At 30.5% G+C, this 26,276-nt stretch carries 28 protein-coding genes; 22 read left to right on the forward strand and 6 right to left on the reverse strand.

The features are described 5' to 3' along the window. Window positions 1-180 precede the first annotated feature (180 nt). The 9 genes from FYJ27_RS03185 (at window position 181) to FYJ27_RS03225 (ending at window position 9,945) form a co-directional block, all read left to right on the forward strand. Complete coding sequence (locus FYJ27_RS03185) at window positions 181-924, forward strand: SagB/ThcOx family dehydrogenase (RefSeq protein ID WP_154483018.1); 744 nt, start codon at window positions 181-183, stop codon at window positions 922-924. 127 nt (window positions 925-1,051) lie between these two features. After that, window positions 1,052-1,738, forward strand: coding sequence for a phosphoribosylaminoimidazolesuccinocarboxamide synthase (locus FYJ27_RS03190; protein ID WP_154483021.1), 687 nt, complete (start codon window positions 1,052-1,054; stop codon window positions 1,736-1,738). Between the two features lie 291 nt (window positions 1,739-2,029). Further along, a complete protein-coding gene (locus tag FYJ27_RS03195) occupies window positions 2,030-2,515 on the forward strand; it encodes an NADH-quinone oxidoreductase subunit NuoE family protein (RefSeq protein WP_154483024.1) in 486 nt (161 codons plus the stop codon). A 15-nt stretch (window positions 2,516-2,530) separates the two neighbouring features. Further along, window positions 2,531-4,396 carry an NADH-quinone oxidoreductase subunit NuoF gene (locus FYJ27_RS03200; protein WP_154483027.1) on the forward strand — a complete coding sequence of 622 codons (1,866 nt, stop codon included), beginning with the start codon at window positions 2,531-2,533 and terminating at the stop codon, window positions 4,394-4,396. Window positions 4,397-4,412: 16 nt separating this feature from the next. After that, complete coding sequence (locus FYJ27_RS03205; RefSeq protein ID WP_154483030.1) at window positions 4,413-5,348, forward strand: NADH-quinone oxidoreductase subunit G; 936 nt, start codon at window positions 4,413-4,415, stop codon at window positions 5,346-5,348. 13 nt (window positions 5,349-5,361) lie between these two features. Continuing rightward, complete coding sequence (fdhF, locus tag FYJ27_RS03210; protein ID WP_154483033.1) at window positions 5,362-8,040, forward strand: formate dehydrogenase subunit alpha; 2,679 nt, start codon at window positions 5,362-5,364, stop codon at window positions 8,038-8,040. 33 nt (window positions 8,041-8,073) lie between these two features. Then, entirely contained in the window at window positions 8,074-8,685 is a 612-nt protein-coding gene (mobA, locus tag FYJ27_RS03215) for a molybdenum cofactor guanylyltransferase (protein ID WP_154483036.1), read from the forward strand. A 10-nt stretch (window positions 8,686-8,695) separates the two neighbouring features. Further along, window positions 8,696-9,478, forward strand: a complete 783-nt coding sequence (gene fdhD / locus FYJ27_RS03220; protein ID WP_154483039.1) for a formate dehydrogenase accessory sulfurtransferase FdhD — start codon at window positions 8,696-8,698, stop codon at window positions 9,476-9,478. 14 nt (window positions 9,479-9,492) lie between these two features. Further along, window positions 9,493-9,945, forward strand: a complete 453-nt coding sequence (locus tag FYJ27_RS03225) for an MOSC domain-containing protein (protein WP_154483042.1) — start codon at window positions 9,493-9,495, stop codon at window positions 9,943-9,945. A 23-nt stretch (window positions 9,946-9,968) separates the two neighbouring features. Here FYJ27_RS03225 and FYJ27_RS03230 read toward each other — a convergent pair whose 3' ends face one another. Continuing rightward, complete coding sequence (locus tag FYJ27_RS03230) at window positions 9,969-11,291, reverse strand: Na+/H+ antiporter family protein (RefSeq protein WP_154483045.1); 1,323 nt, start codon at window positions 11,289-11,291, stop codon at window positions 9,969-9,971. A 241-nt stretch (window positions 11,292-11,532) separates the two neighbouring features. On the opposite strand from FYJ27_RS03230, the gene FYJ27_RS03235 reads away from it, so the two are divergent. From FYJ27_RS03235 to FYJ27_RS03260, 6 genes are all read left to right on the forward strand, one after another. Further along, on the forward strand, window positions 11,533-12,762 hold the full coding sequence (locus FYJ27_RS03235; protein ID WP_154483048.1) for an ABC transporter substrate-binding protein: 1,230 nt from the start codon (window positions 11,533-11,535) through the stop codon (window positions 12,760-12,762). Window positions 12,763-12,773: 11 nt separating this feature from the next. Further along, complete coding sequence (locus tag FYJ27_RS03240; protein WP_154483051.1) at window positions 12,774-13,478, forward strand: GTP-binding protein; 705 nt, start codon at window positions 12,774-12,776, stop codon at window positions 13,476-13,478. Next, window positions 13,468-14,490 (forward strand): ATP-binding cassette domain-containing protein, encoded by a 1,023-nt coding sequence (locus tag FYJ27_RS03245; RefSeq protein WP_154483054.1) that lies wholly within the window; start codon window positions 13,468-13,470, stop codon window positions 14,488-14,490. The genes FYJ27_RS03240 and FYJ27_RS03245 overlap by 11 nt, the downstream gene beginning before the upstream one ends. A gap of 16 nt (window positions 14,491-14,506) precedes the next feature. Further along, a complete protein-coding gene (locus tag FYJ27_RS03250) occupies window positions 14,507-14,752 on the forward strand; it encodes a toprim domain-containing protein (protein ID WP_154483057.1) in 246 nt (81 codons plus the stop codon). Between the two features lie 92 nt (window positions 14,753-14,844). Then, entirely contained in the window at window positions 14,845-16,497 is a 1,653-nt protein-coding gene (hcp, locus tag FYJ27_RS03255; RefSeq protein ID WP_154483060.1) for a hydroxylamine reductase, read from the forward strand. 213 nt (window positions 16,498-16,710) lie between these two features. Next, window positions 16,711-17,382, forward strand: a complete 672-nt coding sequence (locus FYJ27_RS03260) for a Crp/Fnr family transcriptional regulator (RefSeq protein WP_154483063.1) — start codon at window positions 16,711-16,713, stop codon at window positions 17,380-17,382. A 15-nt stretch (window positions 17,383-17,397) separates the two neighbouring features. Here FYJ27_RS03260 and FYJ27_RS03265 read toward each other — a convergent pair whose 3' ends face one another. From FYJ27_RS03265 to FYJ27_RS12695, 4 genes are all read right to left on the reverse strand, one after another. After that, window positions 17,398-17,943 (reverse strand): hemerythrin domain-containing protein, encoded by a 546-nt coding sequence (locus tag FYJ27_RS03265; protein WP_229775456.1) that lies wholly within the window; start codon window positions 17,941-17,943, stop codon window positions 17,398-17,400. Between the two features lie 110 nt (window positions 17,944-18,053). Continuing rightward, window positions 18,054-19,265, reverse strand: a complete 1,212-nt coding sequence (locus FYJ27_RS03270) for a DUF438 domain-containing protein (RefSeq protein ID WP_154483066.1) — start codon at window positions 19,263-19,265, stop codon at window positions 18,054-18,056. A gap of 128 nt (window positions 19,266-19,393) precedes the next feature. After that, the gene (locus tag FYJ27_RS03275; RefSeq protein WP_229775457.1) at window positions 19,394-19,897 is read right to left on the reverse strand and encodes a Crp/Fnr family transcriptional regulator; all 504 of its coding nucleotides are present in this window, start codon (window positions 19,895-19,897) and stop codon (window positions 19,394-19,396) included. Window positions 19,898-19,902: 5 nt separating this feature from the next. Then, window positions 19,903-20,064: a hypothetical protein gene (locus FYJ27_RS12695; RefSeq protein ID WP_229775458.1), complete on the reverse strand. Its 162-nt coding sequence runs from the start codon at window positions 20,062-20,064 to the stop codon at window positions 19,903-19,905. A 91-nt stretch (window positions 20,065-20,155) separates the two neighbouring features. Here FYJ27_RS12695 and FYJ27_RS03280 point away from each other — a divergent pair, with 91 nt between their 5' ends. From FYJ27_RS03280 to FYJ27_RS03290, 3 genes are all read left to right on the forward strand, one after another. Further along, a complete protein-coding gene (locus tag FYJ27_RS03280) occupies window positions 20,156-20,638 on the forward strand; it encodes a permease (protein WP_154483069.1) in 483 nt (160 codons plus the stop codon). Beyond that, window positions 20,635-21,348, forward strand: a complete 714-nt coding sequence (locus FYJ27_RS03285; protein ID WP_154483072.1) for a permease — start codon at window positions 20,635-20,637, stop codon at window positions 21,346-21,348. Before FYJ27_RS03280 ends, FYJ27_RS03285 begins: the two co-directional genes overlap by 4 nt. A 115-nt stretch (window positions 21,349-21,463) precedes the next feature. Beyond that, a complete protein-coding gene (locus FYJ27_RS03290) occupies window positions 21,464-21,769 on the forward strand; it encodes a hypothetical protein (protein WP_154483075.1) in 306 nt (101 codons plus the stop codon). A 28-nt stretch (window positions 21,770-21,797) separates the two neighbouring features. Here FYJ27_RS03290 and FYJ27_RS03295 read toward each other — a convergent pair whose 3' ends face one another. Next, complete coding sequence (locus FYJ27_RS03295; protein ID WP_154483078.1) at window positions 21,798-22,235, reverse strand: YaiI/YqxD family protein; 438 nt, start codon at window positions 22,233-22,235, stop codon at window positions 21,798-21,800. Window positions 22,236-22,376: 141 nt separating this feature from the next. On the opposite strand from FYJ27_RS03295, the gene FYJ27_RS03300 reads away from it, so the two are divergent. The 4 genes from FYJ27_RS03300 to FYJ27_RS03315 all read left to right on the forward strand — a co-directional run bounded on the left by FYJ27_RS03300 (window position 22,377) and on the right by FYJ27_RS03315 (window position 26,262). Further along, a complete protein-coding gene (locus FYJ27_RS03300) occupies window positions 22,377-23,681 on the forward strand; it encodes a glutamate--cysteine ligase (RefSeq protein WP_154483081.1) in 1,305 nt (434 codons plus the stop codon). 88 nt (window positions 23,682-23,769) lie between these two features. Next, window positions 23,770-24,189 carry a HutP family protein gene (locus tag FYJ27_RS03305; RefSeq protein ID WP_154483084.1) on the forward strand — a complete coding sequence of 140 codons (420 nt, stop codon included), beginning with the start codon at window positions 23,770-23,772 and terminating at the stop codon, window positions 24,187-24,189. Window positions 24,190-24,368: 179 nt separating this feature from the next. Continuing rightward, window positions 24,369-25,370 (forward strand): ABC transporter substrate-binding protein, encoded by a 1,002-nt coding sequence (locus FYJ27_RS03310; protein ID WP_154483087.1) that lies wholly within the window; start codon window positions 24,369-24,371, stop codon window positions 25,368-25,370. Between the two features lies 1 nt (window position 25,371). Further along, on the forward strand, window positions 25,372-26,262 hold the full coding sequence (locus FYJ27_RS03315) for an ABC transporter permease (protein WP_154483090.1): 891 nt from the start codon (window positions 25,372-25,374) through the stop codon (window positions 26,260-26,262). Window positions 26,263-26,276: the final 14 nt, after the last annotated feature.

The raw sequence follows: 26,276 nt of genomic DNA on the forward strand, positions 1-26,276 counted from the left end.
CATTCCCCTTATTTTTATTTCCATATACTTCATGATGATAAAAAATATTGTGAATAATTGATATAATACAATTATATCATATTATGAATATTTAATAATGATAGATAATGATAAAGTAAAATTAAACAATTATTATGGTAGGGAAATAAGAAATTATAATCAAAATAAGGAGTGAACATTATGAGTAAAGGGATAGGAAAAGAGTTTATGGAAAAAACAAAGTATCAATATTTAGAAGAACCTGATAGGGATAAGGGACTACCTCAACCACCTTTGGAAGTTGAATACAATCCTGAAGGGATATTTATAGAATTACCTTCTATAGAAGACATTGAAGTTAAAGATATAAGCTTAAAACAAGCTATAGAATCTAGGAAAACTACAAGAAAATATAAGGATATTCCATTGACTATAGAAGAACTTTCATATCTTTTATGGTGTACTCAAGGTGTAAAAAGGGTTATATTAAATGCTGCGACCCTTAGAAATGTTCCCTCGGCAGGAGCTAGACATGCCTTTGAGACCTATCTTTATATAAGGAAAGTTGACGGTATAAAGCCAGGACTTTATAGATATTTGGCTATTGAACATAAACTTATGGCGGTAAATTTAGATCCAGAAGTATCTGAAAAGTTTACTATTAGTTGTAGAAATCAAAAATTTATAAATAATAATGCAGTAACTTTTGTTTGGAGTACTTCAGTTTACAGAATGAAATGGAGATATGGTGAAAGAGGATATAGATACATACATCTAGATGCAGGCCATGTATGTCAGAATCTTTATTTATCAGCTGAAGCAATAGAGTGTGGAGTTTGTGCTATGGCAGCTTTTGACGATGATAAAATAAATGAATTACTTGGATTAGACGGAGAAAATAATTTTGTTATATATCTTGCTTCTGTGGGAAAGAAAAATAAATAGAATAATTAAATTACTAATAAATTAACATATGATAAACATTTAAAAAATAATTGTATAAAACGTTAATTTATAATATAATTATATATAGAGATTTACGTACAAATCTTTATGAAAAAGGGTGATTGAAATGAAACTTGTATATAAGGGAAAGACAAAAGATGTATATGATTTAGAAGACGGAAATTATTTACTTAAATTTAAAGATGATGTAACAGGGAAAGATGGAGTATTTGATCCAGGAGCAAATACAGTAGGTTTAACTGTTGAAGGTATGGGAAAATCGGGTCTTAAAATGACTAAATTCTTTTTTGAAAAGTTAAAAGAAAAAGGGATTCCTACCCATTATGTAGATGCAGATATAGAAAATTCAACTATGACGGTTAGACCAGCTAAGATGTTTGGAAATGGTATTGAAGTAATATGTCGTTATAGAGCAGTAGGAAGCTTTTTACGTCGTTATGGCATGTATGCAGAAGAAGGGCAAAAGTTAGACTCATTTGTTGAGATAACCCTTAAAGATGATGAACGTGAAGATCCACCTATTACAGAAGATGCACTTCATATGCTTGGAATACTTTCAAGAGATGAATATAAAATATTAAAAGAAAGAACTGTAGAAATATCTAATATAGTAAAAGAAGAGTTAGCAAAAAAAGGCATAGAATTATATGATATTAAATTGGAATTTGGTAGAGTTGGAGATAATGATGAAATTGCATTAATTGATGAAATATCAGGTGGAAATATGAGAGCATATAAAGATGGACAGTATATAGAACCATTAGAATTAGAAAAACTAATGTTAGAAAAATAGTAATATAATACTATATGATTTAAAACCTTTAAGGCATTATGCCTTAAAGGTTTTAGGGTTTTATTAGACTATTATATAAAAGAGGCATTAGATTGATTAAATAGAATATAATTTAATATCTACTAAAAAATCAGACAAAGCTCAATATTGACAAATATCAGAAAATATATTAACATAAAATAAATATAAACAATCGCTATAGTATAAAAAACATTTGTTATAAAAATAGACAGCTTACATTGAGGTAGACTGTCTATTTTTTTATTATATGTAAGTAAAGGGGGTTGAAGTATGGAATTTGTATTTGACTGGGAGGCAAATGAAGAAAAAGTTAGACAGTTTAAAATTTACATTGAGGAAAATAGGAAGAAGAAGGGTGCTTTAATGGCGGTACTCCACGAAGCTCAGGATTTATTTGGACATATTCCTATTGAGATTCAAAATATGATTTCTGAAGAACTTAAAATTCCACTATCTGAAATTTATGGAGTAGTTACTTTTTATTCTCAGTTTTCTCTGATACCGAAAGGAAAATATGAAATAGGAATTTGTCTTGGAACAGCTTGTTATGTAAAAGGTTCTAAAGATGTGCTCAATAAAGTTGAAGAAATACTAGAAATAGGTGTAGGAGAGACAACAGCTGATGGAAAATTTTCAATTAGTGCAACTCGTTGTTTAGGAGCTTGTGGCTTGGCACCTGTTCTTGTAGTTAATGATGATGTTTATGGAAAAACTACTCCAAATGATGTAGAAGGAATACTTAATAAATATAAATAGTTTGGAGGTGTAATAATGAAAAGTGTTGAAGAATTAAATAAGATTAGAGAAAAAGAGTTAAATAAAATAGCTTTAAGGCATGAAAAAGGAGAGAATTTAGAAAAAATCCATGTGCTAGTTTGTGGAGGAACTGGTTGCCATTCTTCTCAAGGAGATGAAATAAGAAGGCTATTACATGAAAAAGTAGTAGAAAAAAAACTAGAAAATAAAGTAGAAGTTGTATTAACAGGTTGCTTCGGACTATGTGAAGCAGGACCTAATATAGTTATATATCCAGAAGGTATATTTTATAGTCATGTTAAATTAGAAGATGTTGATGAAATAGTAGAAGAACATTTTTCTAAAGGAAATGTAGTTAAAAGACTATTATTTAAAGATGCATGTAAGGGTGATGAAGTAGTACCTGTAAATGAAGTTAATTTTTATAAAAAGCAAAAAAGGGTAGCTTTAAGAAATTGTGGACTTATAAATCCTGAGGATATTAATGAATATATAGCTTTTAACGGCTATGAAGCTTTGGGAAAAATTTTAACAGAAATGTCTCCTAAAGAGGTAATAGATATTATTAAAGATTCTAATTTAAGAGGAAGAGGAGGAGCAGGTTTCCCAGCAGGATGGAAATGGGATGAGGCCTATAACTATCCAGCAGATAAGAAATATGTAATATGCAATGCTGATGAAGGTGATCCAGGTGCATTTATGGATAGGAGTATTTTAGAAGGAGATCCTCATTCAGTATTAGAAGCTATGGCCATTATAGGTTATGCTATAGGTTCAGATCAAGGTTATATATATGTAAGGGCAGAGTATCCTATAGCAGTTCATAGGCTTGAAGTGGCTATAGAGCAAGCCAGGGAAAATGGATTATTAGGAAAAAATATATTTGGAACAGATTTTGACTTCGACATAGAGTTAAGGCTTGGAGCAGGAGCTTTTGTATGTGGCGAAGGGACTGCACTTATGGAATCTATTGAAGGAAGAAGAGGAATGCCTAGGGTCAAAATTCATAGAACTGCTCACAAAGGATTGTGGGGTAAACCTACTATTATAAACAATGTTGAGACTTTGGCAAATGTACCCGTAATATTTCAAAAAGGTGTTGAGTGGTTTAGAAATATAGGAACAGAAAAGTCCCCAGGGACCAAAGTATTTGCATTGGGAGGAAAAATAAAGAACACAGGTTTAGTAGAGATTCCAATGGGGGTAACCTTAAGAGATATAATATTCGACATAGGTGGAGGAATACCTAATAATAAGAAGTTTAAAGCTGTTCAAACAGGTGGGCCTTCTGGTGGCTGTATACCAAGCGAATATCTAGATACTCCAGTAGATTTTGAATCTTTAGGGGAACTAGGATCTATAATGGGATCTGGTGGAATGGTTGTAATGGACGAAGATAATTGTATGGTTGATATTGCTAGGTTTTTCTTGGATTTTACAGTAGAAGAGTCTTGTGGAAAATGTGTGCCTTGTAGGGAAGGTACAAAGAGGATGTTGGAAATATTGGAGAGAATAACTAATGGAGAAGGGGTCCCAGAAGATATAGATAGACTTGAGAGCTTATCTCAGACTATAACAGATGCGTCTTTATGTGGATTAGGCAAGACTGCTGCAAATCCAGTGATTTCAACATTGAAGTATTTTAGAGATGAGTATGAAGCTCATGTTTATGATAAGAAATGTCCTTCAGGGACTTGCCAAGCTCTTTCAGAATACTACATTACAGAAAATTGTATAGGATGTACTAAATGTGCTAGAAATTGCCCTGTTTCCTGTATAAGTGGAAAAGTAAAAGAAAGACATGTTATAGATACTGAAAAATGTATAAAATGTGGTACATGTATGGAGGCTTGTCCAGTAGGTGCAATAGTTAAAAAATAGAGTTAGGAGGCTTGAAATGAAAAATATAACTCTTACTATAGATGGACAAAAAGTAACGGTACCAGAAAATTTTACCGTTATAAAAGCAGCTGAAAGGTTAGGAATAGATATTCCAGCACTATGTTATGATCCTAATTTAGAAATAGCTTCAGCCTGTAGACTATGTTTAGTTGAAGTAGAAGGAAGTAAAAAACTTCAAACGTCTTGTTCACTTAAAGTTAAAGAAGGAATGGTTGTATATACAGAAAGTGAAAGAGTAGTCAATATAAGAAAGGAAATACTACAACTTATATTGGATAATCATCCAAATGATTGTTTAACTTGTCAAAAAGCAGGTGAATGTTTATTACAAAAGTATGCTTATAGATATGATGTAAAGTTTAGAGAACATGGAGGAGAAAAGAGATTGGGGTTAAGGGATACATCAAGCCCTTATATACTAAAAGATGATAGCAAATGTATACTCTGTGGAAAATGTGTGAGAACTTGTAATCAGATACATGATAGAGCAGTTCTTTCTTTTGCTCAGAGAGGATTTGAAACAAAAATAGTTGCAGATGGAGATTTTTCATTAGAAAAATCTAGTTGTGTATCTTGTAATAGATGTGTCACAGTATGTCCTGTTGGAGCATTAGTAGATAAAAGGCTTATTGGAAAGTCAAGGATTTGGGATGGAGAGGTTAAGACTGTTAAATGTAAAGTATGTGATTATGGGTGTAATTTTGAAGTATTATATAAGAATGGAAAGAGTGTAGCAGTAAGGGCTAAATCTCCTTCTAATGGAAGACCTCTTTGTTTAAAGGGAAGATTGACTACTGAACTACTCTATCTAGACAATCCAGAAACCCCTTATAAAAAGGAAGATGGAGAATTTGTAGAAGCTACTTGGAAAGAAGTATTAGGTTTAGAGGATATATTTGAAAAGATAATTAAGATTGATGATGAAAAATAAGGTGGAGATGAAAATGATTGAGATAATTATAAATGGTTTTAGGTGCAATGTTGAAGAAGATATAACTGTACTTGAAGCTTGTAAAAATATGGGAATAGAAATTCCAACCTTATGCTATGATGAAAGATTGGAGCCTTATTCAGCGTGCAGATTATGTGTAGTAGAGGTAGAGGGAAAAAAAGATCTTATGACATCATGTTCCCTAAAAGTAAAAGAAGGCATGAATATAAAAACCCATAGCAAAAAGGTTATAAAGGCAAGAAAAGATATATTAGATCTTTTATTTTCAAATCATCCACAGGATTGTTTAAGTTGTGAAAAATCTGGAGATTGCAAACTTCAAGATTACTGTTATGAATATGGCGTTGAAAAGGGTAGTTTTGCAGGTGAAAGGAAAAAATATCCTATTGATTATTCTAATCATTTCTATAGCTATGATCCAAATAAATGTATACTTTGTGGAAAATGCGTAAGGGTATGTTCAGAACTTCAAGGAACAAATGCTATTGGTTTAGAAGATAGAGGTTTTGATACAAAAGTTGTAGCACCTTTTGATAAAGGGCTTTCTAAATCTAAATGTGTTTCTTGTGGAAATTGTGTATCGGTTTGTCCTGTAGGAGCATTGGTACCTAAAAGTAAAGAAAGATATAGATATTGGGAGATAAAAAAGATGAGGACTACGTGTTCTTATTGTGGTGTTGGCTGTCAAATGAATCTACTAGTTAAAGGTGAGAAAATAGTAGGGGTGGAACCAGCTATGGAAAGTCCTAATAATGGACTTTTGTGTGTAAAAGGAAAATTTGCTTATTCTTTTATAAACCATCGAGATAGACTAAAGACCCCCCTTATTAAAAGAAATGGAAAATTTGAAGAAGCTACATGGGATGAAGCTTATAAAGTTATAAGGAATAAGATATATGAAATAAAGGACCAATATGGACCAGAAGCTTTCGCAGGTCTTACTTCGGCTAGATGTACTAATGAAGAAAATTATTTATTTCAAAAGCTATTTAGGACAGTTATAAAGACTAATAATGTAGATCATTGTGCCCGTCTCTGACACGCATCTACAGTTGCAGGTCTTGCAACTACATTGGGAAGCGGTGCTATGACCAATAGTATAGAGGAAGTGCTAGGTACAGATGCTATGTTTGTTATTGGTTCTAATACTACAGAAAATCATCCTGTTATAGGAAGTTACATGAAGAGGGCAAAGAAAGCCGGTGCTAAACTTATAGTAGCAGATCCTAGAAGGATTGAATTGGCAGAATATGCAGATGTATTTCTTCAAATAAAGCCAGGGACCAATATTGCATTATTAAATGGAATCATGAATGTTATTATTGAAAATGGATTGGAAGATAAGAGATATATTGAAGAGAATACTGAAGGTTTTGAAGGGTTGGTTAAAACTGTTAAGAAATATACACCTGAAAGAGTGGCTAAAATATGTGGAGTAGATCCAGATGATATAGTTAAAGCTGCTCTTATATATGGAAAGGCAGAAAAAGCAGGAATATACTATGCAATGGGAATTACCCAACATACTACAGGTACTAATTCTGTAATGGCTGTGTCAAATCTTTCTCTCCTATGTGGAAATATTGGTAAGGAATCAGCAGGAGTAAATCCTTTAAGAGGACAAAACAATGTTCAAGGAGCCTGTGATATGGGAGGGCTTCCAGGAGATTTACCTGGTTATCAAAAGGTAGTAGAATCAAAAGTTATAGAAAAATTTGAAGATGCGTGGAAAACTAAACTATCTACAAAACCTGGACTTACTATTCCTGAAATTTTTGATGGTGCGGAAGAAGGCAATATAAAGTTCATATATATAATGGGAGAAAATCCTATGGTATCTGATCCAGATATAAATCATGTGAAAAAAGCTTTAGAAAATCTTGATTTTCTAGTTGTTCAGGATATCTTTTTAACTGAAACGGCAGAACTTGCCGATGTAGTATTGCCAGCAGCATCTTTTGCAGAAAAAGATGGTACCTTTACAAATACGGAGAGGAAGGTACAGAAGGTTAGAAAAGCTATAGAACCTGTGGGAAATTCTAAAGCAGATTGGAAAATAATAATGGATTTAATGAATGAATTAGGTTATGAGAAAAAATATATAAATCCATCTGAAATAATGGAAGAGATTTCAAAAGTAACCCCTCAATACGCTGGAATAAACTATGAAAGAATAGAAAATGAAGGTATACAATGGCCGTGTCCAACAAAAGACCATCCAGGAACGAAGTATCTTCATAGTTCTTCTATTTCTAGAGGCAAAGGGTTGTTTGTAGCGGCTGAGTATGAGGAAAGTGGTGAAGTTGTAGATTTAGAATATCCTTATATACTTACAACTGGAAGAATATTATATCATTATCATACTAGGACTATGACAGGAAGAGTGGAAGGCTTAAATAGGATAGCTTCTAAATCTTATGTTGAGATAAATAAGGAAACTGCTAATAAATTGGGAATATCTGATGGAGAGAAAATAAGATTATCTTCAAGGCGAGGTAGGGTAGTTACATCAGCAAAAGTAACTAATATAGTAGAGAAAAACATATTATTTATGCCATTCCACTTTGCAGAAGGGGCAGCTAACTATTTAACTAGCAATAAATTGGATTTAATAGCTAAAATACCAGAACTTAAAGTAGCTGCTGTTAGGATTGATAAATTAAGTAGTTAATATCAAATTGATATATTAGGTAGGTTGATAAAAATGAGAAAATTTGGAACTGCTGCTATTTTAGCTGGTGGGAAAAGTACTAGGATGGGATTTGACAAACAGCTATTAAAGATAAATGAAAAAAAGCTTATAGATAAATTAGTATCTAAACTTAGTGTGGAATTTGAAGAAATAATAGTGGTGACTAATAGCCCGGAATACTATTTGGATTTTAATTTTAAGGTAGTTAAAGATATAATAGTAGAAAAGGGACCATTAAGTGGTATCCATGCAGGTCTTAAAGAATCTAATAGTCAATTTGTATATTTTATTGCTTGTGATATGCCAAATATAAATTTAAAATACATCAGATATATGAAATATAAAATTAGGGATTTAGATATGGATATTAAAGCTTGTGTAACTAGATTTGGAGTAAATATAGAACCTTTCAATGGCTTCTACTCTAAAGATATAGTATTAGACATAGAGGATTATTTAGCACAAGGGAAAAGATCTTTAAATCAATTAATCAAACAATTACAAACCTATTATGTAGAGGAAGAAGAAGCTAGAATGTTTAGTCCTAATTGGGATATGTTTTTAAACCTTAATACAAAAGAAGATCTAGAGTATTTTCTTAAAGACAATTGCAATATAAGCTAAGGAGATATATATGGAGGATATTACAAAGTATAATATTATTAGAATTAAAGATAGAGGGGTTTTAAAAGAAGAGGATACAGTAGTTATAGAATATCCTTTTACTATATTTTTAAATGATGAAGAAATTATAACATTATTATGCAGTCCCAACTCCCTTAAAGAATTAACTATTGGCTTTCTTCATTCAGAAGGTCTTATAGATTCTATTTCAGATATAGAAAAAATAATATTAGATAAAGAAAAAGGCATAGCCTATGTTTATTCTAAAAATACAAATAGATTAAATAAAAAGTTTCATGGTAAAAGAACTATTACATCAGGTTGTGGAAAAGGAACAGTTTTTTATAATGTAGTAGACTCCTTTAACTCAAAAAAAATAGAAGACAAAATAGACATTACAATAAAACAAATTATGGACCTTATAAAAGAATTCAATAAAAGCTCTCAACTTTTTTTAGATACAGGAGGGGTACACAGTTGTGCCTTATGTGATATTAATAAAATAATAATTTTTAAAGAGGATATTGGAAGGCACAATGCATTGGATAAAGTGCTGGGGAAAGCCTTACTTGAAGATATAGATTTTAAGGATAAGATTATTCTAACTAGTGGCAGAATATCTTCTGAAATTCTTATAAAGGTAGCTAAAAGACAGATACCAGTTATAGTATCTAGATCTGCTCCTACAAGTCTTTCAATAGATATAGCAAAGGAATTAAATATAATATTGATAGGCTTTGCTAGAGGAAAAAGAATGAATATATATTCTAATTTTCCTACTTTAAAAGTATAATAGAGGTGTTTTATATGTTTAATAATGGAGAAGTAGTAGCTATTTATATAAAGAATAAAAGAGGAGAACAAGAAAAGCTAACCCAAGAAGGTAATTTTAAAACTGGACATGGGCTAATAGGAGATATTCATTCTAAAGGTGGAAATAATCAAGTTTCCATATTTACTCTAGAAGGAAGAGAAAAAAATTCATCATTGGCTCATAAGGGTCTTTGTATGGAAAGATTTTATGAAAATATAACTATAAAAAATATAGATGTAAGCAGATTGTATATAGGTTTAAGGCTTATAATTGGAGAAACAATTCATGAAATAACTCAAATAGGTAAAAAATGTTTTCCAGAATGTAAACTTATAAGAAGTGGAGAAGTTTGTTCTTTAGCTAAAGAAGTTATATTTACCAAAATTATAAAAAGTGGAAAAATTAAAATAGGAGATAATATTATAATAATACAAAAGCCCTCATAAAAGAGGGCTTTTATTATGAAGAGCTATAATACTAAAGCTGCTATTGTTCCAAATATTATTAGTGGAATATTGAAGTGTAAAAATGTAGGAACACAGGTATCCCAAATGTGGTCATGCTGGCCATCAACATTTAATCCTGACGTAGGTCCGAGGGTGCTATCTGAAGCAGGAGAACCTGCATCCCCTAATGCTCCTGCAGTTCCTACTAGTGCAATAATAGCTGCTGGACTAAAGCCTAATGCTGAAGCCAATGGAACGTATATAGTAGCTATAATAGGAATAGTTCCAAAAGAGGTGCCAATTCCCATAGTGACAATAAGTCCTATAAAAAGCATTATAATAGCTCCAATAAATTTACTTCCTCCCATTAAGCCGGTAGCAGCTTCTACCAAAGTTTCCACTCCACCAGTTTCTCTTAAAACAGCTCCATAACCTGAAGCAACTAACATTACAAAAGCTATAAATCCCATCATGGAAATGCCATCACCCATTAAATTGTCAATGTCTTTCCATTTAAAAGCTCCAAATACTAACATAATAATAAGTCCAGCAATAGCTCCTAATGGTAAAGATTCTGTAATTACTTGTATTACAAAGGCTACAATAGCACCTGTGAGTCCAGCAATTTGTTTACGACATAAGTTATCAGATTGTTTTTCATCTTCTAAGTCATTGGCAACTTTATTTTCAAACACATTATCTACTATTTTATATTCTCTAGGTTTTCTATAGGTTATAAATATAGCTATTAGGAGTCCTATGGTCATTCCAATGCCTGGAAGCAACATTGATTTCCAAACCATTCCAGTTACTACATTTATACCGTTGGCAATAAGATTATCCCTTATAATATTATGAAAAATAAGACCAAATCCTACGGGGAGCATTACATAGGGCGCTTTTAGTCCAAAAGTAAGAGCACAGGCAACGGCTCTCCTGTCAATATTTAATTTATTCATAAGACCAATAAGAGGTGGAATAAGTATTGGAATAAAGGCAATATGAACAGGAATTAAATTTTGAGAAAGGCAGGCTATAATGGCAATTAAAAGAACTAATAATGATCTTCTATCATTAATAATATTAGATATACTTTTTCCAAGAAGATTTGCTACTCCTGTTTTATTAATAGCTGCAGCTAGTGTACCTAATAAAATATAACTAAGAGCAGTTTCAGCATTTCCACCCATTCCGTCAATTAATAGAGTCATGGTTTCAGTAAGATTCATTCCAGAGATTAATCCACCAGTAAGAGCTGCCAATATCAATGCCAGTATAACATTTAACTTTAATAGGCATAGTACAGTCATTACAATAACAGATAAGACTACTGGATTTAACAGCATGAAATTCCCCCTTTAAATATAATATTTTTTTAATTATAATACTTTATCACAATAATGTAAAGCAGTAAAACTAAATATGTAAAAAATAAAACTTTTGTCATATATTTATATGAGATTTTTAATGAATTAATTCTCATTATTATTTTGGTAACATGAGTTACCGATTTTTTTCCCTTTTAAGGTTAAAATACTATTAAGAAAAAATCAGTAACTTAACATTGTAGATTCGGAGGTTGGAAATATGAATAAATATTTTGATATAAAGGATTCACTATATGATATTGTAAAAAAATATCCAGAAACAATAAGCTTGTTTATTTCAATTGGATTTGAAGATATGAAAAATGAAGATAAAAGAAAGACTTTAGGAAAGGCAATTTCTTTAGAAACAGCATTATCTATGAAAAAGATAAATGTAGTAACCTTTACAGATAGACTTATAGAAATAATTGAAGATAAGAAAAATATAATAGATGAAACTTTGATTCAAAAAAATGAAAATAAAGAAGCAGACGTTAGAATTGATGGAGTACTTCCGTGTCCTGTGAGGATTCCACTTATGGATTCTTTTAATAAATGGATGGATAATGAAAAAGATAATCTAGATATTATAGTAGATTATGAGTTGAAGGCTGCTTCTAGCGGAATAGATTGGTTAAAGGAATCTTTAGAAGAAGCAGATTCAGAAGAGGGTATATCAGATATATTTATATCTGCTGGTTTCGACTTATTCTTTGACAAAAATTTGATGGGAAAATTTAAATCTAAAGATGTATTTAAAGATATGACTGGATTTAGTAGATTAAATACTGATTTTGATAATGAATATATGAATCTTAAAGATCCAGACAATCAATATTCAATAATTGGTGTAGTACCAGCAGTTTTTCTTGTAAATACAGAGGAACTAAATGGTAGAGAATTGCCAAAGAGTTGGGAAGATATACTAAGTGAAGAATTTGAAAATAGGGTTAGTTTGCCTATAGGAGATTTTGATCTTTTCAATGCTATTCTTTTAAATATACACAAGAGATATGGAGAAGATGGGGTTAAAAGATTAGGTAAATCCTTATTAAAAAGTATGCATCCATCTGAAATGGTTAAATCCCATATGAAGAAGATGGAAAGACCAGTAGTGACTATAATGCCTTACTTTTTCACGAAGATGACTAAAGAAGGTGGACCTATGGTAGCGGTTTGGCCTTCTGATGGTGCAATTATCAGTCCAATATTTCTACTTACTAAAAAGTCTAAGGAAAAGGAAATAAAACCTTTTGTAGATTTCTTTGCATCAAAACAGGTAGGAGAGATATTGGCTCACAATGGTAGATTTCCAAGTACTCATCCAGAGGTAGATAATCTGGTGCCTAAGGATCAAAAGTATATGTGGCTTGGATGGGATTATATAAGTGAAAATGATATTGGTGAAAAGATAAAAATATGTGAAAAAATATTTAATGAATCGATTTAGGGGTGATGTTTATGAATATAGCAACATTTTCAGGTCCTCCATCTTCTGGAAAGACCTCAGTAATATTAAAGACTATTGAAGCATTGAAACAAAGAGGTGTTTCTGTAGGCGTAGTTAAATTTGACTGTCTATATACAGATGATGATATCCTATATGAAAAAGCAGGAGTGCCAGTAAGGAAGGGACTTTCAGGTTCACTATGTCCAGACCATTTTTTTGTAAGTAATATAGAGGAAGTAGTCCAATGGGGTAAAAAACTTAATTTGGATTTCTTAATTACAGAAAGTGCTGGATTATGTAATAGATGTTCTCCTTATATACAAGATATTAAATCTATTTGTGTTATTGATAATTTAAGTGGTATAAATACTCCTAAAAAAATAGGTCCTATGTTAAAGTCTGCAGATATTGTAGTTATAACAAAAGGAGATATAGTATCCCAAGCGGAAAGAGAAGTATTTTCATCTAGGGTAAACTCTGTAAATCCAAAAGCTGTAACAATCCATATCAATGGGCTTACTGGACAGGGAGCTTATGAGCTAAGCACCCTTGTATATGATGAAAATGAAGAAATTGATACTGTAAAAGGTAAGAAACTTAAGTTTCCTATGCCTTCAGCATTATGTTCTTATTGCTTAGGTGAAACAAGGATAGGCGAAGACTATCAAATGGGTAATGTAAGAAAGATGAAATTAGGTGATGAAGATGATAGATAATAAAATGATAAATTCTATTTCACTAAAAGAATTGCAGGAAAAATACCCTTTTATAATAAACTATTTTTCTGATAATAAATTGAATATTGAAGGATTTGAAAATAGGACTTTTAAAGAATATTTAGATCATTTTTCAGAAGAGGATATAGGAGAATGGGCAATTGATACTGAAAAGCTTATGGAAGGCCTTTTGGAATATATAGAGCAAATGATAGAGTTTTTAGGGATTAAAGAGGAAAAAACTGTAGAGTCATTAACTATATTGGCAGGAAAAGATAAAAGTGGATGTAAAGAAAGATTTGAAGAGATAACTATTAATAAGGGAGATATTATTTCCATTGTAGGTCCTACAGGTTCAGGGAAAAGTAGATTACTTGCAGATATTGAATGGGCGGCTCAAAATGATACCCCAACTGGTAGAATAATCCTTATCAATAATGAAATACCAGATAAGAAATGGAGATTTTCTTCTAACAACAGACTTGTAGCTCAGCTTTCACAAAATATGAATTTTGTGATGGATTTAACTGTAAATGAATTTTTAGAACTTCATGCTAAAAGCAGAATGGTAGAAAACGAAGAGGAAGTAATAAAAAATATAATAGAAGCAGCTAATAATTTAGCTGGGGAAAAGTTTAAATTAGATACTCCTATAACAAGTTTAAGTGGAGGACAATCAAGAGCCTTGATGATTGCAGACACAGCAATATTAAGTTCTTCACCAATAGTATTAATTGATGAAATTGAAAATGCAGGTATTGATAGGAAAAAGGCATTAAATCTTTTAGTAAGTAGTGACAAAATAGTTCTAATGGCTACCCATGATCCAATCCTAGCGCTGATGGGTGATAAAAGGATTGTAATAAAGAATGGTGGTATAAACAAGGTTATAGAGACCAATATGGAAGAAAAGAAAATATTATTAGAACTTGAAAAAATGGACAAAACCATTCAAGGCATGAGAAATAGCCTTAGAAATGGAGAAGAATTAAATATGAATATATTTAAATAGAAGGAGGTTTTCTTATATGTCCCATGAAGGTTGTTCAGGAAGTTTTGAAAATGGGAAACAAGTTGCTGATAAGGTGAGACAAATGGGATTTGACAAACAATTTATGCCTGTACCACTAATAAAGAAATGTTCAGAATGTGGGGAAGAATTTGAAATGATACATTTTGAAGAGAAATGTCCAAAATGCAGTATGGTATATGCAGTTACACCTTGTCATGCATTTGATCCAGATAATATAATGCCAGCAGGAATTGATTATTAAAAAATTTATAATAGGTAACCTATGTTACCGAAAATTAATGTAAACTATAGTAGTATAGTTTACAGAAAGAAAAATTTAAGGGGGAATAAATAATGAGTATGTTTTGTTACCAATGTCAAGAAACAGCTGGAGGAAAGGGCTGTACAAAAGTTGGAGTATGTGGTAAAACAGCAGAATTAGCCCAACTTCAAGATTTGATGATATATGCAATAAAAGGTATTTCGGTACTAGGCGTAAAAGCAGATGAAATTGGATTTAAAATGCCTGGTTTAGATAGATTTATTATAGAAGGACTATTTATGACTATAACAAATGCAAACTTTGATAAGGATAGATTCTTTGAAAAAATAAAAGAAGCTCTTAAACTTAGAGATGAATTAAAAGCAGCTTTAATAGAAGAAGGTGTAGAATTAGGGGAACTAAAGGATCCTGCCACATTTGTAGTTAATTCAAAAGATGAAATTGAATTTAAAGCTGGTAGTGAAGAAGTAGGGATTTTAGCTACAGAAAATGAAGACATTCGTTCTTTAAGAGAATTAATTACCTATGGTGTTAAGGGAATGGCAGCTTATGCAGAACATGCCATGAATCTAGGATATGAAGATGAAGAAATAGCTAAATTTATAAGAAAAGCTTTAGCTGCTACTTTAGATGATAGTTTAACTGTAGATGATTTAGTTGCACTTACACTTGAAACTGGTAAATACGGTGTAGACACAATGGCATTACTTGATAAGGCCAATACATCAACTTATGGAAATCCAGAAATAACTGAAGTAAATATTGGTGTTAGAAACAACCCTGCAATACTTATATCAGGTCATGATTTAAAGGATATGGAAGAACTACTAAAACAAACAGAAGGTACTGGAGTAGATGTTTATACTCATGGTGAAATGTTGCCAGCTAACTACTACCCAGCATTTAAAAAGTATGATCATTTTGTAGGAAACTATGGTAATGCATGGTGGAAACAAAAAGAAGAGTTTGAAAAGTTCAATGGGCCAATACTATTTACAACAAATTGTATAGTTCCACCAAGTGCTTCTTATGCAGATAGAGTATATACAACAGGTTCATCAGGATATCCAGGGTTTAAACATATTCCTGATAGAGTAGATGGAAAGGCAAAAGATTTCTCAGAAATAATTGAACATGCTAAAAAATTACCAGCACCAGTTGAAATAGAAAAAGGAAAAATCGTTGGAGGATTTGCTCATGCACAAGTATTTGCATTGGCTGACCAAATAGTAGAAGCAGTTAAAACAGGAGCTATTAAGAAATTCTTTGTAATGGCAGGCTGTGATGGAAGAATGAAGAGCAGAAATTACTACACAGATTTTGCAAAAGCTCTTCCAAAAGACACAGTTATTCTAACAGCAGGATGCGCTAAATACAAATATAACAAATTGAACTTAGGAGATATAAATGGGATACCAAGAGTATTAGACGCTGGTCAATGTAATGACTCATATTCACTAGCTGTTATAGCTCTTAAATTAAAGGAAATATTTGAATTAGAAGATATCAATGATCTTCCAATAGCATACAATATAGCTTGGTATGAACAAAAAGCTGTAATAGTATTGTTAGCACTATTATACCTAGGAGTGAAAGATATTCACTTAGGACCAACTCTACCAGCATTCCTTTCACCAAATGTAGTAAATGTATTGGTTGAAAACTTTGGAATTAGTGGAATAACAAATGTAGAAGATGACATGAAGATGTTTTTAGAAGCATAGATATTAATAGAAAAACAGAGTGAAAAAATTCACTCTGTTTTTCTATTATATTTATAGTTTAATAGCTTATAAATTTGATTTAGATCAAAGAATTATATTTAGATATCTTCTATAATTATGATTACTATTAGCAATAATAAACTCTATAAAATTATTAGTATATTGCAAAAAAAAGTAAGTGGGAAAAAGAATTTATTTGATAGGAGTGATTATATGGGTTGTGAACATAATAATAAAACTTGTATGGAGTTAGTTCCTATATTTAGCAATTTAACATTTGAAGAAATGATGGAACTATCAAGAATCACAGTAGATAGGAAATATGAAAAGGGTGAAATGATATATACAGCGGGAGATAGTGGAGAAAAATTATTTGTAATCCATAGAGGAAAGGTTAAGATAACGAGATTTTCAATATCAGGAAAAGAACAGGTTATTCGAATACTAGAACCTGGGGACTTTATGGGAGAACTATCGTTATTTTCCCATACACCTCGTATAGATAATGCAGAGGCACTGGAGGATACAATTGTTTGTATTATAGGTGGGGATGAAATGAGAGAACTAATGACTAAATATCCAACTATTGCTTTGAAAGTATTAGAAGAATTAAGTTGTAGATTAGGAAGGGCAGAAAATCTAATTGAGCATCTAGGAATACATGACGTAGAAACAAGGATTATTGAGACTTTATTTGCCTGGAAGGATGAGAATGGAGAAGTTATATTAGGAATGAGTAAAAGAGATTGGGCATCTTATATAGGAATGAGCCAGGAGACTTTAAGCAGAAAATTATCTTATTTTCAAGATATGAATTGGATAAGGATGGTGGGACATAGGAAGATTATTATATTAGATGAAGAGAGTTTAAAAGCCCTTGTTTAAGGGCCTTAATTTACTTTACTTTCCAGCTCCTTGAGTAAATTTAAATATTTTTTTTTGAATTCCTTTTTCCTCAGCTTCTTTTTCAACCTGTTCACATTCTACATCTATTTGTTTTTTAATTTCCTCAGGAAGAGTTTTTTCCGCAAGCCTATACAGTGCTGTATTTTCTTTTTCAGTATGTCTATACAATAAATCTGTATATGAAATAGCATTAGCTATTATATCCAATCTTTTTTCATCATTACCTTTTTGATATTCCTTTAAAGCTTCTTCTAAATTTGAAGTATAAAGACGGCCCATATCATGTTCAATAAACATTCCAGTTATAGGACCATTATTAGCAAACTGCTTAAAGTTTTCACCCATGATTCTAAAAAGTACATTTTCTTCTTTCATGTGATGATGTTTATCTGCATAGTTTCTAATGAAATCTATTATTTTATAGAAATCATAATAATCTATTTCTTCATCAAGAAGAACTTTATAAGAATATTTTCTTATAACTTTTAACATTCTTCTAATATTCTCATGTTCTTTAATCATAATATCTATTGATTCCATACAATCACCCCATATTTATAATACCCTGTTTTGGGAAATATAGCAGGTTTTGTTAAAGATTTATAGGAAGTTAAAGGCCTAACTAATTTTCATCAGTTAAGCCTTTTTATTTAATCGGATAACAATCTTTTTTCTCCTTCTATAGCTCGGATAGGCGCAATATCTTGTGTAAATTCTAATGTACCTAGGTATTCACCATTTTCATCTCTAATGGCAAAATATCTAATAAGCACATATAAATCCCCCATTTTAATCCAGAAATCTTCACTATCTTTTTTGCCAGATTTAAAGTCAGCTAATAACTTCTCTACCACATGAACACTAGCAGGTGGATGACAGTTTTGTACACTTCGTCCTATTACAGCTTTTGTACGAGGGAAGATTCTATTTTCATCTTGAGAAAAGTATTTTACAATATCGTCTTTATCAATAAAAGTCATATCTCCTGGTATAGCATTGAATATTTGATTTATTTCTTCTGAAGATAGAATTCCTGTTTCAAATCTCACATATCCATCTTTCAGAGAATTATTTTTCTCTTTTCTATCTACATCTACTCTCTTTAACTTCCATTCAGTATCTGGAGAAATTATTGCATAGCCTATTTCATCACTCTCATCATATATTTCTATCCACTCATCTTCAGTTAATGTTTCCAAAGCCATAGGGAATAATATACTTTCTTCTTTAAAAATCATTTCTTCAATTTGTTTTGTTGCATGCTTAATTTTTTCTACAACTTCATCTTTATTGCCTCTATAATCTTTAAGTAATAGTTTAATTTCTTTCAGTAATGCCCTAATCTCATCATCTACTCCCCACATTACTTTTGGTGGAGCTGTGATATTATATTTTTCTAGATAAGGGAAAATTAAATTCTCTTTTCTGCTATAGTGTTTATCAATATCCCAAAGTAGATTGATATCTTCTATTAAGCTATTTATATTATCTGGACTATCTTCTTTGATAAATGCTTCTAACTTAGGATTGATGTTTTCTAAAATATGTTTTTGAATAGCATCATTTTCTTGTCTTAAAGTATGAATGGGATGCCCGGGAACTTCTTCTGGGTGATGTATTTCTTCAATAGAACCTTTAAATACTGCAGCGTGAACATCGCACAGGTTTTGAATTTCCTCTATTGGCAAACCTTCTTTAACCAATTCTTGTTCCATAGCAGATATTTCTGATGGAGAGACCCCTTCTATAGCCTTCCCAAATTTAGCTTTTACTTCGTCTACAGTTTTTCCAGTATGAAGTTCTCTAATAACTTCTTTTAATATTTCTTGTCTATATTCTCTATTATTGATTAATTCACTCATTAAAATACCTCCAATTTTAATCCACTTATTTATAGATTACCCTTTTAAGCTATATTTATATCGTATATTTATTGTATTGATTAATTTGGAAGATATCTTTGACATAAATCAAAAAGTATAGAAATAGATCACTTTAATATTGATTTATCTAATATGGTTATATATTTATGGTTATAATCAATAAGTTTCTCTTCCTTCATTTTTCTAAGCTCTCTAAAAAGGGAAGGACGTTGTATTCCAAATTTTTCTGCTAATTCTTTTTTTGAAATATTTAATTTAATATTGAGATCCTTTTGAGTATAGTATTCGTATGTTAAAAATTCAATTATCTTATCTCTGATACTTTTCATAGATATAAATTTGATAGTATCTGTAAGAACCAATGTTTTATCAGATAAGCAGTGAAGAAATCTAACTAAAAATGCTTTATTATTTTGGCAAAGTTCCAGTATGAACCCTCTTTTAATATGCAAAATTTCAGAATTTGAGGCAGATATTATGGTCATAGGATATTCATTATTATTAGAAAAGGCTAGGTTTCCACCTATAATATCTCCAGAAGAAAAGGTTGCAACTGTCAATACATCTCCATTTTCCCCTATTCTTTGAACTGCTATAGTCCCGTTTAGCAAAATATCTACAGTGCTACATTTTTCATTTTGAATATATATAATAGAATTTTTTTATAGTTTTTAATTTGATAATATTCATATTTAAATAGTTTATTAATTTCATCTGGAGAAAAGTTATTAAATAGATAAGTATGACTTATTAGTTCTTTATATTTATTAATAGTCATTTTAAAACCTCCAAAAAGTAACTATAGTTACTTTTTATTATACCATTATAAATTATAATTAAGAAGAATTAACTATGGAAGGGGATAGGTTATGGATATATTTACTATAGCACTATGGGTTATTACAGGTATATGGTTTGTTATTTCAATGATAAAGGATAGTGAGAAAACTTTAAAATCGATGAAAATGTCTAAAAAGATGATGGGAAATATGATAGGTCAAATACTAGGAATATTATTTTTAATAGGACTACTTCTTACATTTATTCCACCACATATTATTAAAGAATATTTAGGCAGTTCAAACACTATTATGGCTACTATTATATCAGCTTTAGTAGGTAGCATTACATTAATTCCAGCTTTTGTTGCTTTTCCATTAGTAGGTTCTATTGTAGATATGGGGGCTAGTATAGTTCCAGCAGTAGCTTTTTTAACTACTTTAACTATGGTAGGTTTTGTGACATTTAATTTAGAAAAGCAGGAATTTGGAAGAAAGTTTGCAATTGCAAGAAACAGTCTAAGTTTTTTAGCTGCATTATTAATTTCAATGGTAATGGGGGCAATATTATGATTGAAAAGTTGAAGAAAAATAAATTTTTAGCAACTGTTACTTTAATTTATGGAATATTATTTATAACCAATACAGATAAAGCAGTTTTATCTGTTAAAAATAGTGGATATTATATAAAAGAGATGCTTATAATCATGCCAGTTGTATTTTTACTTACATCTTTAATAGAAGCTTGGGTGCCTAAAAAAATGATAGTTAAACATTTAGGAGATAATTCAGGACTTAAAGGTTATTTTATATCTTTATTACTTGGTAGTGTATCGGCAGGACCTATATATGCAGCTTTTCCAGTTTGTAAGACTCTTCTTAATAAGGGTGCTAGTATATCTAATATAGTAGTTATATTAAGTGCTTGGGCAGTAATAAAGGTGCCTATGCTTGCAAATGAAGCTAAATTTTTAGGGCTTAAGTTTATGTTCATAAGATGGATTTTTACGACTATTTCCATTATTATCATGGGATATATAATATCAAAATTGGTTAAACGAGAAGATATACCTATGGAAGAAGAAAAGATAGAAGAGGATACTATATTATTGAGAAGGGAATATTGTATGGGATGTGGATTGTGTGAAAAAATGAGCCCACAATATTTCAAAGTTGAGAATAAAAAAGCTAAAGTTTTAAATAAGAATATTTCTTATAAAAATAAGAAAAAAGTCAAGGAAGTTCAAGATAAATGTCCAGCAAAAGCAATCAAAGTAGGATAACCTATGGGAAACCATAGGTTTTTTATTAATGAGATATTATAACGGAAGATTGAAGATTTAGAAAATTTAATATATAATATGATTATATAGATTCCAATAAAAAGGGGTGTAAAAGATGTTAAGATTAAAAAGTAAAAAGGAAGTTCTACAGGAATATGAAAGTAGATATCCAGAATTAGATAATTATTTTATGAATGAACTTTCTAAAGAATATGATAGATATGCCGAATTGCTAAAGGATTGTGAAACAAAAGAAGAAGCTTATAAAATATTTAGTAAAGAGATTAAAGAAAACGAAAAAAGATATAGGGATAATGCAATGTTAAACGGTCTTGAAGCTTCTCTCGATGGTCAATTTATGGAGATTTTAGCTCAATATGGTTTAATAAAATTTTTTAAAGATAATATACTAGATGATTAGTGTAAAATCAAATTCAGAGAGGAAATATTCACAGTTGACTTTCAATTAATATTTTAAGGTTTTTTTCAAATTTTAAGTCAGCTTGAATATTTCTTTTTTTAAATTTAGAATATTTTTTATGTTTTCTACGAAACTCTTGATTTAAGTGTCTTCTATTAAGTAGTCCATCAATATTCTGAGAGCTAATTACAAATCCATTTTGGTTTATACAAAATGCCCCTCTGGAAAGAGCCATAGCTGCTAAACTATAATCTTGTGTAATAACTATATCTCCCTTTTTCGCATGGTTAACAATATAAAAATCAGCACTGTCAGGAGTTGGTTCTACAGTAATAATTGTAGCATAATCATCATATATTTCATGATGATAATTTTTAACCACAATAATTTCTAAATTATATAACTTTGCTATTTTAATGGAAATATCCACTACAGGACATCCATCTCCATCTAATAATATTCTCATAATATCACCAGTTATAATTGTATCATAATTTTAACTATTATTCTGCATATTAAATTTATACTAAATGGGTATATATAAGTATTAAGTTTTGATATTCGGGTATAAAGTAAAAAATGGTTATTGGAAAGAGAGGAGATATTGATGGATTATATAAAACAAGTAAAGGAAATAGAAAAATATTTTAAAGATAATGAAAAGGAAGAAAAAGACTTTAAAATAGGTGTGGAGTTTGAACATTTTATAATAGATAAAGATAGTTTAAAAACCATCTCATACTATGGAGATAATGGAGTAGAAGAAACGTTAGAAGAATTGGTTTCAAAAGGTTGGAAAGACACATATGAAGGAAAATATCTTCTTGGACTTAATAAAAATGGAACTACTATAACCCTTGAACCAGGAAGTCAGTTTGAATTAAGTATAGGTGCAAGAAAAGATATAAAGGAGATAGAAAAAGAATATTTTAATGTTCTAAATGAAATAGTCCCTATTTTAGAAAGAAAAAATCAAGCATTAATTACAATTGGATATCAACCAGAGACTAAAATTTCAGATATAAAAATATTACCAAAACAAAGATATGCTTATATGTATGAATATTTTAAGAAGAGAGGAGCATTTGCTCACAATATGATGAAAGGTACTGCTTCTTTACAAGTATCTTTTGATTATAAGTCTGAAGAAGACTATATAAGAAAGTTTAAATTAGCCAATATTATTTCGCCAGTTATATATGCAATATTTGATAATGCTTTTTACTTTGAAGGAGAAACATGGAATAAGAGGAACTTAAGAACTCATATATGGGAAAACTGTGACAGCGATAGATGTGGAATAGTAGATATTGCATTAGATAAAGATTTTGGGTATAAGAAATATGCTGAATATATCTTGAATAGACCACCTATTTTTATTGATGATGGAGAAGAACTTTATTATACAGGCAATAAACCGTATAAAGAAATTTTCAATATAGATGATTATTCAATAGAAGAACTAGAACATGTTTTAACTATGTTTTTCCCTGATGTACGAACTAAAAAATATGTGGAAGTAAGAATGATGGACTCTGTACCATATCCATTAAATTTCTCTGCAATTGCGCTTTTAAAGGGAATATTGTATGATGAAAAAAATATTAACAATATTTATAATTATATTGGCGATATAGATATTCTGGATACAAATAAAGCTAAAGGAGATATAATTGAAAAGGGATTAGATGGAAAGCTAAAAGATAAAACTATTTATGAAATAGCTAAGTATATTATAGAAATAGCAAAGTCTGGATTAAACGAAGAAGAAAGAGAATACATTATTCCATTAGAAAAAATGATAAGTGAAAAGAAAACACCTTATGATATAACAAGGGATAAAGATAGTATAAGTAAAAAAGAAGCTTTAGATTGGTGTATTGTAAATAATTTAGTTAATATAGAAAAATAGTGGTATTTAAATACCACTATTTTTACCTATTTACAAAGTAATATTTTAGCTATACAATTTAAATTAAAAGGCATAGGATGGTGTTAGTATGAAAAGTAAGAGTACAGAAATTGCAAAGGCAGCTATTAAATTAGCTGTATCCACTAGAGAAGAAGAAAAAAGACTAATTAAAGAATTTGAAAAAAAGAATATAAAATCTACAGCTGTAGATATAGGTGGAGATTTAATCAATTCAATTCCAACAATAATAGAAAGAGCACTAGTAGCTTCCAAAAAAACAGGGATTATAAGAGAAGAGCATGTCTATGAAGGAGCAGTGGCAGGAGCAACCAAAGATGCTATAAGCCAAGTAGATTCTAAAGCAATGGGACTTAATTTTGGTGGAAAAATAGGCATAGCTAGGTATGGAGAACATCTTGCTGTATGTATATTTATAAGTATCGGATTGTTACATCTAAATGATTTGGCAATAGGGGTAGGTCATAGATCAATACCTCCAATAGACTAAATATATAATTTGATTTTTTAAAATTAATATTATTGACAAAGTATGTTTAAAAGTTTATAATATTTAGCATATTTAGTTTTTAAAGTAGTTTGGTAGAACAGTAGCTAGCCTTTGGGCTAAAAGTAGAATGGTAGGTTTTTAGAAGTCAAAAATAAATATGAAATTAGGAGGACGGTAGCATGGTAGGAAAAAAATGTGCTAGTCTAAGTAAATGCTTAGGCTTTATTTTGTTATTCACAGTAATCTTGTCTTTAAGTGGATGTTCATCCACCCAATCTAAAGAAATGATCTCAATAGGAATTAGCCAAATTGTGGAGCATCCTGCATTAGATAGTGCAAGGGATGGTTTTGTTGATGCTTTAAAAGAAAAAGGCTATGAAGATGGAAAAAATATTGATATTGATATTCAATTAGCTCAAGGGGATATGGCCTTGACTAAGACGATATCTGATAATTTTGTTTCCCAGAACAAAGATTTAATATTGGCTATCTCTACTCAGTCAGCTCAATCAGCTCTCCAATCTACTAATGAAACACCAATACTTTTTACAGCAATTACAGATCCTATTTCAGCAGGATTAGTAAAAGATATGGATAATCCTGATGGAAATATAACAGGTACTACTGATATGGCACCTATAGATAAGCAGCTTGAACTAGGAAAGAAGCTTTTTCCAAACACAAAGAAGGTGGGAATTATCTACAATACAAGTGAGGTAAATTCTCATGTTCAAGTAGATAAAGCTAAGGAAATTTCTAAAAGTATGGGAATTGATATAGTAGAAATTCCTGTTACAAATTCATCAGAAATAGATCCGGCTTTAAATTCAAAAATAAAAGAAATAGATTTTTTATTTCTGCCATCAGATAATTTAATAGCTTCTAGTATGCCTATTATTTCTAAAATTGCTGTAGAAAACAAAGTAGGTACAATAGGTGTAGATGAACCTATGGTTAAAAATGGAGCTTTAGCATGTGAAGGTGTAGATTACTATAAACTTGGATATGAAACAGGCCTTATGGCTGTTAATATATTAGAAGGCAAGGATATAAAAGATATTCCTGTTTCTACGTTGAAAGAAACGCAATTAACAATAAATGAAAAAATAGCAAAAGAGCTTGAACTAGATATATCAGAAGATATATTAAGGCAAGGGAATATAATAAAGGAGGGTGAATAATATGGATGGTTTTTTACTTAGCATCCTCCAACAAAGTTTTATTTTCTCCATTATGGTTATGGGAGTATATATAACTTACAAGATACTTAACTTTCCAGATCTTTCTGCAGATGGTAGTTTTACATTGGGAGCCAGTGTATCTGCTGCACTAATAATTAAAGGAGTAAATCCATATATTTCCCTGGTAATTGCAATGTTAGCAGGAGGGGTAGCTGGAGCTATGACTGGATTTTTAAATGTGAAGCTAAAAATAAAGGATATTCTTTCTGGTATTTTAGTTATGGTAGGATTATATTCTATAAACCTTAGGATAATGGGGGTTTCAAATGTATCCCTTTTTAATTACGAAACTATATTTTCTAATGGAAATATTATGTTTATAAATTTTTTTATATTAATTTTGTCTGCAGTATTATTTACATTATTTTTCAAAACAAAATTAGGATATGTAATGAAAGGTACTGGAGATAATGAAAATATGATTATATCTTTAGGATTAGATACAGGGAAAATTAAGATATTAGCCCTTTCAATATCTAATGGAATGATAGCTTTATCTGGTGGTATATTAGCCCAGTATCAAGGTTTTAGTGATATAAATATGGGAACTGGAACTGTAGTTATGGGTCTTGCTTCAATAGTTCTCGCCTATTCTATATTTAGGAATATACCTTTTTTAAATGCTAGTGTTCTATGTATAATAGGTACTTTTTTATATAGAACAAGTATAGCTTTAAGTTTAAAATTAGGTTTTAACCCAAGTGATTTAAAGCTTATTAGTGCTATTATTGTAATAATTGCTCTTACTTTTGGTAATGAATCCATTTCATTAAAGAAGTCATTTAAGCTTAAAAGAGGGTTACAGGGTATTTTTCAATCTAAAATAAGTTAATGGATAGGTGATGA

Origin of the sequence: Anaerosalibacter bizertensis, from assembly GCF_009696605.1 — a bacterium.
GTDB lineage: Bacteria > Bacillota > Clostridia > Tissierellales > Sporanaerobacteraceae > Anaerosalibacter > Anaerosalibacter bizertensis.

Coding starts and splice junctions, on each gene's coding strand:
- FYJ27_RS03185 (WP_154483018.1), top strand. CDS start 181: ATGAGTAAAGGGATAGGAAAAGAGTTTATGGAAAAAACAAAGTATCAA.
- FYJ27_RS03190 (WP_154483021.1), top strand. CDS start 1,052: ATGAAACTTGTATATAAGGGAAAGACAAAAGATGTATATGATTTAGAA.
- FYJ27_RS03195 (WP_154483024.1), top strand. CDS start 2,030: ATGGAATTTGTATTTGACTGGGAGGCAAATGAAGAAAAAGTTAGACAG.
- FYJ27_RS03200 (WP_154483027.1), top strand. CDS start 2,531: ATGAAAAGTGTTGAAGAATTAAATAAGATTAGAGAAAAAGAGTTAAAT.
- FYJ27_RS03205 (WP_154483030.1), top strand. CDS start 4,413: ATGAAAAATATAACTCTTACTATAGATGGACAAAAAGTAACGGTACCA.
- mobA (WP_154483036.1), top strand. CDS start 8,074: ATGAGAAAATTTGGAACTGCTGCTATTTTAGCTGGTGGGAAAAGTACT.
- fdhD (WP_154483039.1), top strand. CDS start 8,696: ATGGAGGATATTACAAAGTATAATATTATTAGAATTAAAGATAGAGGG.
- FYJ27_RS03225 (WP_154483042.1), top strand. CDS start 9,493: ATGTTTAATAATGGAGAAGTAGTAGCTATTTATATAAAGAATAAAAGA.
- FYJ27_RS03230 (WP_154483045.1), bottom strand. CDS start 11,291: ATGCTGTTAAATCCAGTAGTCTTATCTGTTATTGTAATGACTGTACTA.
- FYJ27_RS03235 (WP_154483048.1), top strand. CDS start 11,533: ATGAATAAATATTTTGATATAAAGGATTCACTATATGATATTGTAAAA.
- FYJ27_RS03240 (WP_154483051.1), top strand. CDS start 12,774: ATGAATATAGCAACATTTTCAGGTCCTCCATCTTCTGGAAAGACCTCA.
- FYJ27_RS03245 (WP_154483054.1), top strand. CDS start 13,468: ATGATAGATAATAAAATGATAAATTCTATTTCACTAAAAGAATTGCAG.
- FYJ27_RS03250 (WP_154483057.1), top strand. CDS start 14,507: ATGTCCCATGAAGGTTGTTCAGGAAGTTTTGAAAATGGGAAACAAGTT.
- hcp (WP_154483060.1), top strand. CDS start 14,845: ATGAGTATGTTTTGTTACCAATGTCAAGAAACAGCTGGAGGAAAGGGC.
- FYJ27_RS03260 (WP_154483063.1), top strand. CDS start 16,711: ATGGGTTGTGAACATAATAATAAAACTTGTATGGAGTTAGTTCCTATA.
- FYJ27_RS03265 (WP_229775456.1), bottom strand. CDS start 17,943: ATGGAATCAATAGATATTATGATTAAAGAACATGAGAATATTAGAAGA.
- FYJ27_RS03270 (WP_154483066.1), bottom strand. CDS start 19,265: ATGAGTGAATTAATCAATAATAGAGAATATAGACAAGAAATATTAAAA.
- FYJ27_RS12695 (WP_229775458.1), bottom strand. CDS start 20,064: ATGACTATTAATAAATATAAAGAACTAATAAGTCATACTTATCTATTT.
- FYJ27_RS03280 (WP_154483069.1), top strand. CDS start 20,156: ATGGATATATTTACTATAGCACTATGGGTTATTACAGGTATATGGTTT.
- FYJ27_RS03285 (WP_154483072.1), top strand. CDS start 20,635: ATGATTGAAAAGTTGAAGAAAAATAAATTTTTAGCAACTGTTACTTTA.
- FYJ27_RS03290 (WP_154483075.1), top strand. CDS start 21,464: ATGTTAAGATTAAAAAGTAAAAAGGAAGTTCTACAGGAATATGAAAGT.
- FYJ27_RS03295 (WP_154483078.1), bottom strand. CDS start 22,235: ATGAGAATATTATTAGATGGAGATGGATGTCCTGTAGTGGATATTTCC.
- FYJ27_RS03300 (WP_154483081.1), top strand. CDS start 22,377: ATGGATTATATAAAACAAGTAAAGGAAATAGAAAAATATTTTAAAGAT.
- FYJ27_RS03305 (WP_154483084.1), top strand. CDS start 23,770: ATGAAAAGTAAGAGTACAGAAATTGCAAAGGCAGCTATTAAATTAGCT.
- FYJ27_RS03310 (WP_154483087.1), top strand. CDS start 24,369: ATGGTAGGAAAAAAATGTGCTAGTCTAAGTAAATGCTTAGGCTTTATT.
- FYJ27_RS03315 (WP_154483090.1), top strand. CDS start 25,372: ATGGATGGTTTTTTACTTAGCATCCTCCAACAAAGTTTTATTTTCTCC.